The organism is Clostridium beijerinckii HUN142 (assembly GCF_000621745.1).
Taxonomy (GTDB): Bacteria; Bacillota; Clostridia; order Clostridiales; family Clostridiaceae; genus Clostridium; species Clostridium beijerinckii_A.
In genome coordinates this window covers 134755-148857 of the sequence record NZ_JHXK01000008.1, presented here as the reverse complement: position 1 = coordinate 148857, position 14103 = coordinate 134755, and the positions used below count along the sequence as shown (strand labels likewise).

The 14103-nt window shown below is 28.4% G+C and carries 11 protein-coding genes; 6 read left to right on the top strand and 5 right to left on the bottom strand.

Annotated features, from left to right (window positions below; translation table 11 throughout):
• Nucleotides 1–30 precede the first annotated feature (30 nt).
• The 4 genes from T483_RS0102270 (at nt 31) to T483_RS0102255 (ending at nt 3684) form a co-directional block, all read left to right on the top strand.
• Nucleotides 31–822 (top strand): ABC transporter permease, encoded by a 792-nt coding sequence (locus tag T483_RS0102270; RefSeq protein WP_026885367.1) that lies wholly within the window; start codon nt 31–33, stop codon nt 820–822.
• Nucleotides 823–1125: 303 nt separating this feature from the next.
• Nucleotides 1126–1482 (top strand): CidA/LrgA family protein, encoded by a 357-nt coding sequence (locus T483_RS0102265; protein ID WP_026885366.1) that lies wholly within the window; start codon nt 1126–1128, stop codon nt 1480–1482.
• A gap of 39 nt (nt 1483–1521) precedes the next feature.
• Nucleotides 1522–2235 carry an LrgB family protein gene (locus tag T483_RS0102260; RefSeq protein ID WP_026885365.1) on the top strand — a complete coding sequence of 238 codons (714 nt, stop codon included), beginning with the start codon at nt 1522–1524 and terminating at the stop codon, nt 2233–2235.
• Between the two features lie 312 nt (nt 2236–2547).
• Nucleotides 2548–3684 (top strand): hypothetical protein, encoded by a 1137-nt coding sequence (locus T483_RS0102255; RefSeq protein WP_026885364.1) that lies wholly within the window; start codon nt 2548–2550, stop codon nt 3682–3684.
• 175 nt (nt 3685–3859) lie between these two features.
• Here the strand turns inward: T483_RS0102255 and T483_RS0102250 are convergent, their stop codons facing one another.
• The 5 genes from T483_RS0102250 to T483_RS0102230 all read right to left on the bottom strand — a co-directional run bounded on the left by T483_RS0102250 (nt 3860) and on the right by T483_RS0102230 (nt 9364).
• The gene (locus T483_RS0102250) at nt 3860–4909 is read right to left on the bottom strand and encodes a galactose ABC transporter substrate-binding protein (RefSeq protein WP_026885363.1); all 1050 of its coding nucleotides are present in this window, start codon (nt 4907–4909) and stop codon (nt 3860–3862) included.
• 174 nt (nt 4910–5083) lie between these two features.
• Nucleotides 5084–5668: a flavin reductase family protein gene (locus T483_RS0102245; RefSeq protein ID WP_026885362.1), complete on the bottom strand. Its 585-nt coding sequence runs from the start codon at nt 5666–5668 to the stop codon at nt 5084–5086.
• A 109-nt stretch (nt 5669–5777) separates the two neighbouring features.
• Nucleotides 5778–7100, bottom strand: coding sequence for a D-alanyl-D-alanine carboxypeptidase family protein (locus T483_RS0102240; protein WP_026885361.1), 1323 nt, complete (start codon nt 7098–7100; stop codon nt 5778–5780).
• A gap of 164 nt (nt 7101–7264) precedes the next feature.
• Nucleotides 7265–7987, bottom strand: coding sequence for a type 1 glutamine amidotransferase (locus T483_RS0102235; protein WP_026885360.1), 723 nt, complete (start codon nt 7985–7987; stop codon nt 7265–7267).
• Between the two features lie 18 nt (nt 7988–8005).
• On the bottom strand, nt 8006–9364 hold the full coding sequence (locus T483_RS0102230; protein ID WP_026885359.1) for a Mur ligase family protein: 1359 nt from the start codon (nt 9362–9364) through the stop codon (nt 8006–8008).
• Nucleotides 9365–9638: 274 nt separating this feature from the next.
• On the opposite strand from T483_RS0102230, the gene zapA reads away from it, so the two are divergent.
• Both zapA and T483_RS0102220 read left to right on the top strand, forming a co-directional pair.
• Entirely contained in the window at nt 9639–11603 is a 1965-nt protein-coding gene (gene zapA, locus T483_RS0102225) for a cell division protein ZapA (RefSeq protein ID WP_026885358.1), read from the top strand.
• A 14-nt stretch (nt 11604–11617) separates the two neighbouring features.
• Nucleotides 11618–13978 carry a DUF3656 domain-containing U32 family peptidase gene (locus T483_RS0102220; RefSeq protein WP_026885357.1) on the top strand — a complete coding sequence of 787 codons (2361 nt, stop codon included), beginning with the start codon at nt 11618–11620 and terminating at the stop codon, nt 13976–13978.
• The last annotated feature ends 125 nt before the right edge of the window (nt 13979–14103 follow it).

Sequence of the window (14103 nt, the reverse complement as noted above, 5' to 3'; positions counted from 1 at the left end):
AAACGCGTGAATGCGAATGAAGTAAGTAAGATGTCCAAGGAACATGAAATATATTTAAATAAGGTAAAGAGAACAAAAAGAAAAATTGTAATTACTAGAATTCTCATATTAGTTATCTTTATAGCCTTGTGGCAAATAGCTGCAAATCTAAAGTGGATTGATCCGTTTCTTACTTCTAGTCCAGTTAGAGTAATTGAATCTCTTGTATCTTTATATGAAAGTGGAGGCTTAATTAAGCATATTGCAGTCACTTGCTATGAAACTATATTAGGATTTTCCTTAGGAACAATAATGGGTTCGCTAATTGCAGTAATTTTATGGTGGAGTCCTTTGGTATCAAAAATACTAGATCCATATTTAGTAGTGTTAAATGCACTTCCTAAAGTTGCTTTGGCTCCAATAATAATATTTTGGATTGGAAATGGTATTCCAGCAATAATAGTGATTGCTCTTTTAATTTCAGTAATAACAACAATTATAAGCGTATTAACTGGATTTAATGAAATAGATAAAGAGAAAATTATGCTTATGAGAACTTTTAGAGCGACAAAGATACAGATATTAAGATATTTAATATTCCCGTACTCCATTCCTATCCTTATATCAGCTCTAAAGATAAATGTTGGTCTATCTTGGGTCGGAGTAATAATGGGAGAATTTTTAGTAGCTAAGAATGGACTCGGATTTTTGATAGTATATGGAGGACAAGTGGCTCAGTTAGATATGGTAATGATGAGCATTGTAATTTTATCAGCAATTGCATTTATCATGTATGAGGTGGTTGCAATAGTAGAAAATAAGCTTGTAAAGGATAGAAGTTGAAAATATACTATTAAAATCTACAAGTACCATCTTAAAACGACTTATTTATTAAAAAAATAAGTCGTTTTAATTTTTATAATGAATAAATTTAAACATATTTCTAGAAACTTATATTTAAAGTGCAATTGATATATAATACTGAAAATATAAGGATGTTTAACAAAAAGGTAACCTTTACTTAAAGTATAAGGGAATTTTACTTATCCATGTAATGATGGTAAATTAAATTGTAAAGGGCATATTAAGAATAGAGAGAAGTTGGTTTTTAAACAAATATGATTAAATAATTGGAGTGTGATGAAATTGAAGTTATTTAGAGAAGCATTAATTATATTTGGAATTTATCTGTTAGGAGAATTTATATCATCAATGCTTCATCTACCGATACCGGGAAACATATTAGGAATGATAATATTATTTATATTATTATATATAAAGGTAATTAAGGTGGATAGTATTTCAAATATAACGAATTTTTTACTGGACCATTTGGCTTTTTTCTTTATTCCGGCAGGAGTGGGTCTAATGACGTCACTTGGTATAATAAAATCGACATGGTGGCAATTATTATTAGTATGTATATTGACGACTACGATAGTAATTGGAGTGACTGGTATTGTCGTTCAGGCTATTTCAAGAAAGCCAAAGAAAAATATTTAGTTTACGTAAAGATAAAGTGATAAGAAAAGAGGAAGATATATGCAAATATTAATAAACAATGTTTTATTTGGACTAGTACTTTCACTTGCGGCTTTTGAAGTTGGTATATTTATTAACAGAAATACAAGAGTACCAATTTTAAATCCACTTCTAATTGCAATAGGAATTATAATATGTTTTTTGTTTGCATTTCATATTGATTTTGATACATATAATAAAGGTGGCCAATTTATAAATATGTTTCTTGGACCATCAACTGTCGTACTGGCAGTACCTTTATATAAACAGCTAGATCTTTTAAAAAAGAATGCTAAGGCTATTTTGACAGGTATATTTGTTGGAAGTGCTATAGGGATAATTTCTATAATAGGAATATCATATCTAGTTGGACTTAATGCAAGTGTAATAAAATCATTAGTGCCAAAATCAGTGACAACTCCTATAGGAATATCAATAAGTAGCCAATTAGGAGGAGTTGTTCCAATAACGGTCCTTGCAATTATAGTTACAGGTATAATTGGTGCTGTGTTTGGACCTACAATATGTAAGATTTTTAGGATAAAAGATAAGGTTGCAGTTGGCGTATCCATAGGAACGGCATCTCATGCTGTTGGAACTAGTAAGGCTTTAGAACTTGGAGAAGTAGAAGGGGCAATGAGTAGTCTTTCAATTGGCATTGCGGGAATAATGACAGTGATAATTGCTCCGCTAGCATATAATTTAGCATTATACATATATCATATAGTAAAATAGAAGCTTATAAATACTGCCAAAAGTATATATTAAAAGTAACGGATTATTTCGAAGAAATTATTTAGAAATAATCCGTTATTTTCTTATAAGTGGCAATATATGAACTAGAATAGGTAGATTATAAGGTAAATATAAGTATTAGAATTTACAAAAAATATATTTATACATGTATATTATAAATAATGGGACTATAAAAGAGGTTTAGCAATATTTACTTGTTGATTATGAGAAGAGAAGCAAATTATAATTAGGTAAGATAGAGTAATTATGAATAATTTAAAAAATTAATGCTGGTGTAGGAGAAGAATAAATATGGCTCACGATGATGAAGTACTTATAACTTATGGACTGGGGTATGCTTTTGAAAGAAGTAAATTGCTGATTATATCTGAAGTTGAAGAAAAGATTGTATCCAAAAAAGAAGTGGATATTATGGAAGAAATAAATATAGTTAACAAATTTAAAGAAAAGTTAGATAATAAATGTGCTTTGAAGTTTCCCAAAAGCTACTTAACTAATGTGGAAGAAGTTTTAGAGGAAAAAGTATCAAAGACTATACCTATAATTACATCAATAAAAGCTAAAGATATTGACAAACAGGATCATCTTATGGATGAGTATATAAAAAAAGATTTAAGCCAAATGAGGCTTAGAAAAGAAGGGTATATTCAAAAGGATTCAACTTTGATTAAAGAATATTTAGATAGTTGTAGTGAAAATACATATGCTAAGAATATTAAAGAAAAATCCTTAAAGTATAACAAAATGATTCTTAAGATAATTTTAACAAGCAGTTTCGGAGATGAATTTGGAGATTTTTTGAATAAACAAGGACAAGCTGCTATTTTAGAAGAAATAGATAAGAATGTGGGTGAGCAGTTAGAGAATTTGCTTAAGAATGACTATTTAGTAAAAAAGAAGTACGGTGAACTAGATTTTTTGAATATGTTATTATTTCTTGAGGAATGGCAAAGGAAATATTTTAAATGGAATGGAAAGTATACAGATTTAATGTTCTCAATAAACAAGGATGGAAGAAAATATAAGGGGAGAAAAGATGAAATAAAGGATTCTGTTATTTCATTCATTAAGGAAAAAAGATACTTATATCTTCCATTTGGAAAATATAACGATGATAATATTTTTATAAATTTAAGTGATGAAAGATATTGCAATATCACTGAAAGTAATGAGGATAGATTACAATATGTTGTCTTAGAAAAAAAGAAAGCTAATTTATATCAAATAGTATCTAATGAGTATAAAAAAATAGATTTGGAAGACAATTCAGAACTAGGATACTTACTTTCTTATAACAATGATACTGTTTATATTTCATTAGCTGTATACGACAAAAAAAATGAAAAAGTAATTTGTAAAAATAACAATAAGTTTGATACTTTTAAATCGAAAATGATTGAGGAATTAGAAAAACATTTTATATTATAAATAAGTTCATTAGTTCATATTAACTAGTTGCTCAGCGAACGCATGTGGTGAGTTGAGTTTAATTTAATTATCGAAATTTATAAGTTTTAAGTTACATAATTAGACTGCTTTAAAATAATTAAGATATATTCCTAATTATTTTAAAGCAGTCTTGCTAATTTAATAGAATAAGCCATTATTTTTGAGGAGTATATTCTTGATAGGGCATTTGGATTGTAACTCCTGTTTCGTCGAATTTATAATTTGTATTTTCAAGAGGATTTTTATTAGAAACTAAGTTCATTCCTACTGAATAAAGAGCTTCAGCTGTTTGGTCAGGATCTTGAAAAACAGTACCTGCCATAACACCTTTATTAATTAAGTCCTTAGCAGCTGGTATTCCGTCAATTCCGAAAACAGGTATATACTTTGACTTATCTTCTTTATTGTATCCATATTTCTGCAATGCTTCAATGGCACCTATAGCCATTGCATCATTATTTGAAATTATTGCTTCGATTTTATCTCCATACCTCAAAAATAGTAATTCAGTAGAATCTTTAGCGCATATTTGATCCCAATAGCAGAATTTAGATAAAATTTCTTGTGTTTTAATTCCAGCATTATTAATAGTTGATATAGAGTATGTGCTTCTTGCATTTGTTACAGTACTATTATTGGGGCCTTTTAACATGAAATATTGCAATACGTTATCACCATTTCTATCCATAGTTTTTTTATTAGAAGTCCATTCGCTAACAATTAAGTTTCCCTGTAAAATGCCTGATTGATCAGCATTTGTTGATATGACAAGAGATCTATTATAAGATTTAATAGGCTCAGTTTCAAATGGTACTGTATTAAATAGAATAACAGGGATATTTTTTTGTTTGGATTTTCTAACAACTGATTCCACAGTATTTTTATCTAAGCTGACTAAATTTATCAATAAAAGATCATAGTCACTTTGGAGAGCTGAATCTAATAGAGCATTTTGTATGCCTTGATTTCTTCTGCCATCCAGAAACGTAAAGTTAACAGAATCTTTATTTTTATTTTGAATCTCTTCTAAGCTATTTCTCACTAAAGAAATATATGGATCATCGAAAGTAAATAAAAGTGTGGCTACTTTTACTGGCTTTTTTGGAAGGACCTGTGCGCTTGTATATACAGTAGTTTTAATGTTATAAGTAGGTATAATAACTAATAAAATTATAAACGATAATATCTTTTTTAATATTCTCATTGCAATCCTCCATATGACAATTTCAAGTTGTAACATTTATTATTAGGTTGCCTTTTTATATTAAATTTATTCTACATTGAAAATATATTACACAAATAAGAAAGCAGTTACATAGCAAAAGACAATGTAACTGCTTTAAATTTAATGATATATATGAAAATAAATTGAAGATGATTATTTTTTATATGTCTTCTTTTTCTTTTTTACTGAATAACCAAATGTGCCTAAAGGCTTAGCGTTTAAGCCATAATACTCACCATGGCTATAACAAATCAAGTTAGCCTTATTAAAACATATCTTACCGTTTGAATCTATTAAGTCTTCATCAACCTTTACATTTATTACTTCAAGCAGGAATAGATCATGTGTACCTAGAGGTGTAATTGATTTTACTTTACATTCTAACGCTATTGGTGATCTTTCCAATGAAGGCGTGGATATAAGCTCGCCTTTATTAAGCTGTAAACCAAAATGTTTGATTTTATCTTCTTTCTTTCCAGAGCGAACTCCGCAATAATCAACAATCTTAACCATTTCTCTTGTTGGTAAATTGATAACGCATTCGCCACTTTCTTTTATGTAATCATAAGATAATCTCTCAGGGCGTATTCCCATAGCTATCATAGGTTCTTTAGTACAAACAGTGCTTACCCAGCCAACTGTAAATGCATTCACTTTATCATCTTTGTTTTTTGACGTAACAAGTACTACAGGTGTAGGATTAAGCATAACACTGCCTTTAAAATTTAATTTATTCATGTTAATTACTCCTTAAACAAAAGCATCTTCAAATATCTAGGAAGAATACAACCTATTTTTGAAGATGCTTAGATATATTATAGAAATTAAATAAGTTAAAGTTATTTAATTATCTTCTTCTTCTGTTAGAACGGCTATAGTAATTTTTATTCTTGCGTCTTGAATTAGATGCAGCATTTTTAATAAGAGCAATAAGAGTTACGATAATAGCCAAACCTACTAAAGTAGAAATGTAGATAATTAAATTATCTTTAATTATTGAACCTAGTGAAATATCAACTGAACCTGTAACTTCTTCAGAATGATTTCTTGTACTATAAGTAAGTTTAGTATTTTTATTGAATAGTAAACTCCATGCAGTAGAATCTGTTCCTTTATAAGCAATCTGAGATTCAGAATCGTTTATAGCATTTTTATAATAGTTCACATCTTGAGTCAATTTAATTGGAACAGAGATAGTTTTTGTAGGCCCAAATAATATAAATGGTTTATATTTTACATCAGCGGTTCCAACACTTTCACCATTTGCTTTATAAACTTCTTTTTTAGCACCATAGCTATAATCCATAATAGCATCCATATCATTAAATTTTGTCATATCTGCATTATCAATTTGTCTACTTTTAAGAACAATACCAATTAACTGACGCCCATCTCTGTCATAAACAGTCGCTAAACAACCGCCAGCTTCATTAGTTGTACCAGTTTTACCAGCAAGGTTACCATTTTTACCAAGTGTTAAGTTTCTATTTTCTAAAATTATTCTAGAATTCTTTAAAGTTATAGGAGCTTTTTCAAGTTCCATTGTTTCGCGTTCCCAAGGATTCGCAAAAGCTGCTTTCATGATTAATGAAAGGTCATATGCTGTAGTGTAATGATTTGGATCATGGAGTCCATTAGGAGTAACAAAGTTACTATTAGTAGCTCCAAGTTCCTTTGCCTTTTTATTCATTAATTCAGCAAATGATTTAACATCTCCGGAAATATTGTCTGCTATTACATATGCAGTATCATTACCAGAAAAAAGTAGCAAACCTTTCATTATATCGTCAGCAGTTACTTTGTCACCAGGCTGCATAGTATTATGCATATAATTTAAATTTAAAGAATATTCAGGTTGTTCCTTTGCAGATTTAGTATATTCAAGCTGATCTGCTTTATCTTTGCTTTCAGCTAATAATAAGCCAGTTAAAAGTTTTGTTGTACTAGCAGGATATCTCTTGCCATCAGCATCTTTGCAATAAATTATCTCTCCAGTTTCTAAATCCATAGTTAAAGCAGCTTCAGCTTTAATGTTTGGTAAGTTCTCTGATGAAGTTTCAGTCTTAGGTTTTGCAGAATTGCTTGCTGCATAACTTGCCATACTTAATGGACTAAATAAAGAAAGAGAAAGGGTTAATGCAAATGCTTTTAAAATTAAATTTTTTTTCAAGTCAAATCTCTCCACTTCTTTTAAGCATATAAAAAAATAATCGTTTTTAGACATGCCTTAAGTATAATAAAACATTTTAAGTATAACATTTATGTAATGCTATAACAATAAATGTTATGTAAAAAGTTACAAACAATATATGACAATTTACAATATTGCAATATTTACTTTAATCTTTGTATTATAGAACTTTTTGCTTTTAATTCAAAATTATCATTTAAGTTTTCTAATTTTACATCTTCTCCATACTTGTTCTTCAAAGCTAAAGTTAGAAGTCTATCTGCAAATTCTGGATTTTTTGAAAGGAAAGAACCATGAAAATATGAACCAAATGTATTTTTATAGATACATCCTTCATATCCATCTTCACCATTATTGCCATATCCGTGAATGCATTTTCCAAGGGGAGTATGGTCATTTATATATGTTCTTCCTGAATGATTTTCAAATCCCACATAAGTTTCATTAAATTCTTCGTTAAATATTTCTGTGTTTCCAATAAATCTAGTATCGCCACCTTCAGTATAGAGGTTTAAAATACCAAGTCCATCTATTTTTTCTCCATTTGGGGCAGTGTAGTATTTACCTAATAATTGATATCCACCGCATATAGCTAGCATAACTTTCCCATCTTCAATATAACTTGTTAAAGCATCTTTCTTTATCTCATTTAAATCAGTAGAGACTATAGATTGTTCATAATCCTGACCACCACCGAAAAAGATGATGTCCACATTTTCTTTATCTATATTTTCACCTATTGAAGTGTTTATTATATCTACATCAATTCCTCTAAGGGCTGCTCTATGTTTTAAAATGAGTACATTACCTACGTCACCATATACATTTAATAAATCCGGATATAAATGACAGATAGTTAATTCCATAATCTTATTCTCCTTATCTTACCAAAGTTTTTTAATATAACCTTTTGAATGAAGATATTTTCTATAGTTAATCATTGCAGTATAAGTGGCTAATATATATACTTTTTTAGAAGTAGATCCCTTAATTTTATCTGTAAGTTCTTCATAATCTTCTTTTAAAATAAATTTATCTACATTTAATCCAGCAACCTTTAATCTTACAGCCATATCATACATTCTAATTCCAGATACAAAAATATCTTCTATCTTTAAAGTAGATATTTTTTCGAAGTCTACATCCCAAATCCAAGAAACATCACGTCCGTCAGCGTAATTATCATTTAACATGAAAACTGCAGAAAATTCACTTGTATTAAGAGCGAGAGTGTCTAAAGCTTGGTTATATCCAGCAGGATTTTTTACTAATATAATTTGTACATCTTTATTGTCAATAGATATTTGCTCCTGTCTTCCGAAGCTTGAACTTTGATTTTGAAGAGAGGCTTTAATTATTGAGTCTTCTACTCCAAGTTCTTTTGAGATTGCAAATGCACATAAAGCATTGTAAATATTATAAGCACCTGATTGACTTATGAAAACTTCAGTGTCATTAATTAATACAGAAGAGTTTTCAGGTGTTAAGTCAAAAATTTTATTTACAGCATAATCAAGTTCGGAACGCTTGTAACCACATTCGGGACAGTAAAAATCTCCTAAGTGATTATAAGTAACTAGGTTATATGAATAAGGTGCCTTACAGAACTTGCAGAATTTTGCATCAGCATTTATTTCTAATTTAGTATCTTCTTTAATAGGTGTATTAAAACCATAATATACTACTGGATTTCTAACATCTAGCTTTCCAAGTAAAGATTCATCACCATTCAAAACCAGCTTTGACTCAGGAACTTTAGCTACACCTTCTAAAATTTTAACGAGAGTTGTATAAACTTCTCCATATCTATCTAGCTGGTCCCTAAATAAATTAGTTACAGTTATTATTTCAGGGGTTATATGTTCTGTAATGAATTTTACATTAGCTTCATCGACTTCTATTACAGCGTAAGGATTTTCTTTTTTCTTAAAAAAAGAATAGTTGGAAATAAAACAAGCTACGATACCTGGATACAAATTGGCCCCAGTACTATTTGTTATAACATGTAATTTATTTTCCTTTAGGATATTGTAAATCATGCTTGTAGTTGTTGTTTTTCCGTTAGTTCCGGTAACTAAAATTACTTTGTATCCCTTACTAACATGTTTTAAGATTGATTTATCAATTTTTAAAGCTATTTTACCAGGAAAATTACTCCCACCTTTTACAATATGTTTTGCAGAAAATGCAGTAATTTTTGATAGTAATATGCTTAAAATAGATTTAATATTAATTTCACTCACCGCCCAATTCTAGTTATATATAAGAATGATTAACACAATAAAGTAATATTAATCATTTTTATACAATTAAACAATAAAATAATCAAAATAAGTATAGCATAAAATTTAAGAAGTACGAAAACTTTTTTAGCAATTGAATAGATACAGGTTTTTTTTCGTAAATTTGAAGAAAAAGTGCAAGAATTCAAGGTTCAGTTAGTCTAACATAATTGTTTTATTGATGAATATACCCTATAATTAGAAGTAATAAAGAATTTTACGAGGTGCTATTATTATGATTAGGGTAACAGTTAATATAAATGGTATGAATTATAACTTAAAAGGGGAAAAAGACGAAAAATATTTGCTTGGGGTAGCAAATTTTGTTGATACAAGAATTAAAGAAATTCTGTCTAAGAAAGCTAGTTTTAGTACAACAGATGCTTCTGTTTTAGCAGCAGTAAATATAGCCGATGAACTTTACGAGTGTGATTTGCAATTAGACAAAGCGATTAAAGTCAAAGAAACTATTAGTAATGAAAATTCTTCATTAAAGAAGAAAGTGGACGAACTCAGTCTGAAGTTAGAAAATATAAATAAGGAAAAATCGGAACTTCAAAATAATTTCCAGAAGAAAGAAGAAGAACTGCATGGAAAATATAATAATGTAGAAGTAAGATTTAGTTCATTAAGTGATGAAATTAATAAACTTAAAATTGAGAATGAAAATCTGAAAAAAGAAAATAAATTAATAAATGATGAGAATAAGAGAAATAAGAATAGTAATGAGACTTTAACTAAAGACATTGCAGATTATAAAGAGAAGAGCAAAATACTTTATAAGAAGATAGATGAGGCTAAAAATAAGGAGCATAGATTAAACAAGCAAGTGCAACAAGCTAATGAACAAATAAGTAGTTTAACTAGTGATATTACTAAAGCTAATAAAGAAAAGGATATGGTAACTGAGCAATTAAATGAAATGACTGCTGTAAATTTTGAGTTAGATAAACAAATCAAAGAACTTACTCAAGCTAAGTTGAATTTAGATAATAAGATGCTTTTATTACAAGAAAAGAATATTTCATTAGAAGCTGATTATAACAATGTTTGTGAAGAATTGAAAAAAGTAGGCGAGAGTTTAAAATATGAAATTAATAATAAAGAAGTTATAAGTAAAGAATATACTTTATGTAAAGCAAATTTAGAAAAAATAAATGAAGACCATTATAAATGTACTAAAGAACTTTCGGAGTATAAGGAAAAGTTAGAAAATCAGATTACTACTAATAATGCAATAACTTCTAAAGCTAGAGAAGAAAAAGAAATACTAAAAAATAAAATTACAGAGTTGTTATTAAGTGAAGAAGAATTAAATAAGAAGATTAAAAATTTACTTGCAAGAGAGCAGGAATTAAGTAATAGTCTAAAACTTGAAAAAGATAATATTGTCAAGTTAACAAAAGAAATTCAAGATAACAATATGGAAAAAGCTGACCTTAATAAACAGCTTAATGATTTATTTGAAGAATCAGAAAAAGAAATTACGGAGTGTAAGCAAAAGTTAAGTAGGCTAAATAAAGAAAATGAAGTATTGGTAAATCAATTTGATGTACTAAATGAGGAAAAGGATAATTTACTAAGCGAAATCAATAAGCTAAAAAAAGAACAAGAGATTTTAAATAGTGAAATTAAAAATATCAATGATACTAACGATAAGTTATCACAAGAAATAGAAAATTCTGATAGAGAAAAAGAGCGATTAGAAGAAGAACTTAAAATAGTAAGAAATGATAACGAAAAGCTAAAACTTGAGCTTAAAGAAGTTCATGAAGAAAAAGAAGCAGAAGTTAATATCAGGATAAAAGAGATTGAAGACGTAAGCAATACATTAGAAAGTAAAGAGAATGACTTAAGAAGAATTAAAGAAGAATTGGCAAGTAGAGAGAGAGCTTTAGTTAGATTAGAAAAAGAATTGGAAGATAAAGAGGGAATTTTCCTAAAATTAAAAAGAGAAATAGAAGCTAAGGAAAAAGATTTGAATACAAGTAAGGAATCAATAGAGGATTTACGAGGAAAGATGTCGATACTATCTAAAGAGAAAGAAGAAATAGCTAATGAAAATGATAAACTTAATCAAGAAGCAAGGACTTTTCACAATAGGTTATTTGAACTACAAGCAGAAATAATAAATAAAGAAATAGAAATAGCAAAAGCTAAAAAAGAACAAGTAGGTCCTATTGTAAAAAAGAAAAGATAAAATGAAGGAGAAATATGAATAAGATAGAATTACTGGCTCCAGCAGGAAGCATGGAGAGTTTAATTGCTGCTATAAATAATGGAGCAGATGCAATATATCTTGGTGGAAATAAATTTTCAGCTAGAGCTTATGCATCAAATTTTGATAATGAAACAATGATGAAGGCTGTTGATTATGCTCATAGCTATAATATAAAAGTGTATGTTACTATAAATACAATTTTAAAACAAAATGAATTAAAGGAAGCTTTAAAATATGCTGGATACCTTTATGAAATTGGAGTAGATGCGATAATAATACAAGATTTAGGATTAGTAAAATTAATAAGAGATGTATACCCAGATTTTGAACTTCACGCATCAACACAAATGACAATTCATAATGCAGAAGGAGCTTTATACTTTAGAGAAAAAGGAATGCAGAGAATAGTTTTATCTAGAGAACTTACATTAGATGAAATTAGATATATTTCAAAAGATTTAGGAATTGAGACAGAAATATTTGTACATGGCGCTTTATGCGTATGTTATTCAGGACAATGCTTGATGAGTTCTATGATTGGTGGAAGAAGCGGAAATAGAGGAAGATGTGCACAACCTTGTAGAATGCAGTATACATTAAAAGGAGAGAATTTTGGAGAAAAAAAGGCTTATCTTTTGAGTCCTAAGGATACATGCTTTATTGATGATATGGACGCTATTATAAAGAGCGGAACAGCGTCATTAAAAGTTGAGGGAAGAATGAAAAAGCCAGAATATGTTGCTGGGGTTACAAGGAATTATAGAAAAGCCATTGATAAAGTAGTAATAAATACAAAGTTTGATTTACAAAAGGGAAGACAGGAATTAGCGCAACTGTTTAATAGAGAAGGTTTTGCTAAAGCATATCTATATAAAAATGTAGGAAAAGATATGATGAGTTATAATTACCCTAAAAATACTGGTGTATATATAGGGCAGGTATCAAACAATGGAGAAATTAAACTAGAATCTAGCGTATCTTTAGGTGATGGTATAAGGTTCAATGACGATGGATTTACTTTAAGCAAAATTCTAAATAACAATAATGAAGTCAAAGAAGCTTTTAGGGGTGAAACAGTCAAATTATTTCCAACTGGTGGATATAAAAAAGGCTATAAGCTATATAAGATGTCTGATAAAAAACTTTATGATGAGTTAAATGAGGATTTAAAACCTTATAAAAGGAAAATAAATTTAACTGGAGAAGTTGAATTTAAAGTTAATTCGCCTCTTTGTATTAAAGCAAAATACAATAAAAAAGAATACAGAGTTTACGGGGAAATAGTTGAAGAAGCAACTAATAAACCATTAACAAGGGAAAGAGTTGAGGAATCTTTAAGAAAATCAGGAGAAATTCCATATAAATTTGATAAGATAATTTTCGATATTTTTGATGATGGATTCATAAGAATTTCAGCTATAAATAATCTAAGGAGAGAATTATTTGAAAAGATTTTAAAAGAAGAGGTAAGTTCATATAGAAGGAAAAGAACTGAAGGAACTATGAAGGAAAACAATGCAAAATGTCAGGAAAACTTAGGCTATATTTATAGTTGTATTACAAAAGATCAACTAAAGGCATTACTTGAGGATAATAAAGCTCAAAATATAGCGCTAGAGATATTTTTCAGCAGACAAAAACATGCATTGAATAAAAATGACTTAAAGAATCTACATGAAAATTCAAAAGATAAAAATATATATTTAAAAGTTCCAAGTATTATTAAGCAGGAATTTAATAGTATAGTGAAGATAATAGATGAACTAAAACCTTATATAAAGGGAATAATTACATCCAATGCTGGAATAATAAAAATCTATAAAGATAAACTATTTATAATAGGAGATTATAAATTAAATATCTTTAATAAAGATGCAGCTGAATTTTATGCACAAGATGTTGATATTCCATTTTTAAGTATGGAATTAAATAGAAAAGAAATAAAAGAATTAATGAAAAATGTTAACTGTAATATAGGAATAAATATTTATGGAAAAACTGAGCTTATGGTTAGTGAGTATTGTCCTATAGGAAGTACTTTTGGTAATAAATCATCTAAAAAAGAATGCAGTGGTGCGTGCATGAAAGATAACTTTAAGCTAATTGATAGAATGAACGAAAGTTTTACTGTCTTAGGTGATAATAGCTGTAGAAGTTATATTTTAAATTCAATATCTACTAATTTAATTGATGAAATGGAAGAACTTAAGTCTTTTAATATTTCAAATTTTAGAGTAGACTTTAAAGATGAAAGTTATGATGAAGTAAAAGATGTTTTAAATCAAATTGCTCATAATGCAAAAAACGAAAATAATAAGTACACTAAGGGCCACTATAGACGTGGAGTAGAATAATACCAAGAAATAGTTGACGGCTTATAATTGATAATTAAGATGTAAATTACTTTGAGACTTCTTATATAGATTATTTTAAGTTTTATAAGTATGAACTCCTAATTATCTCTTATATGCTGTCAATT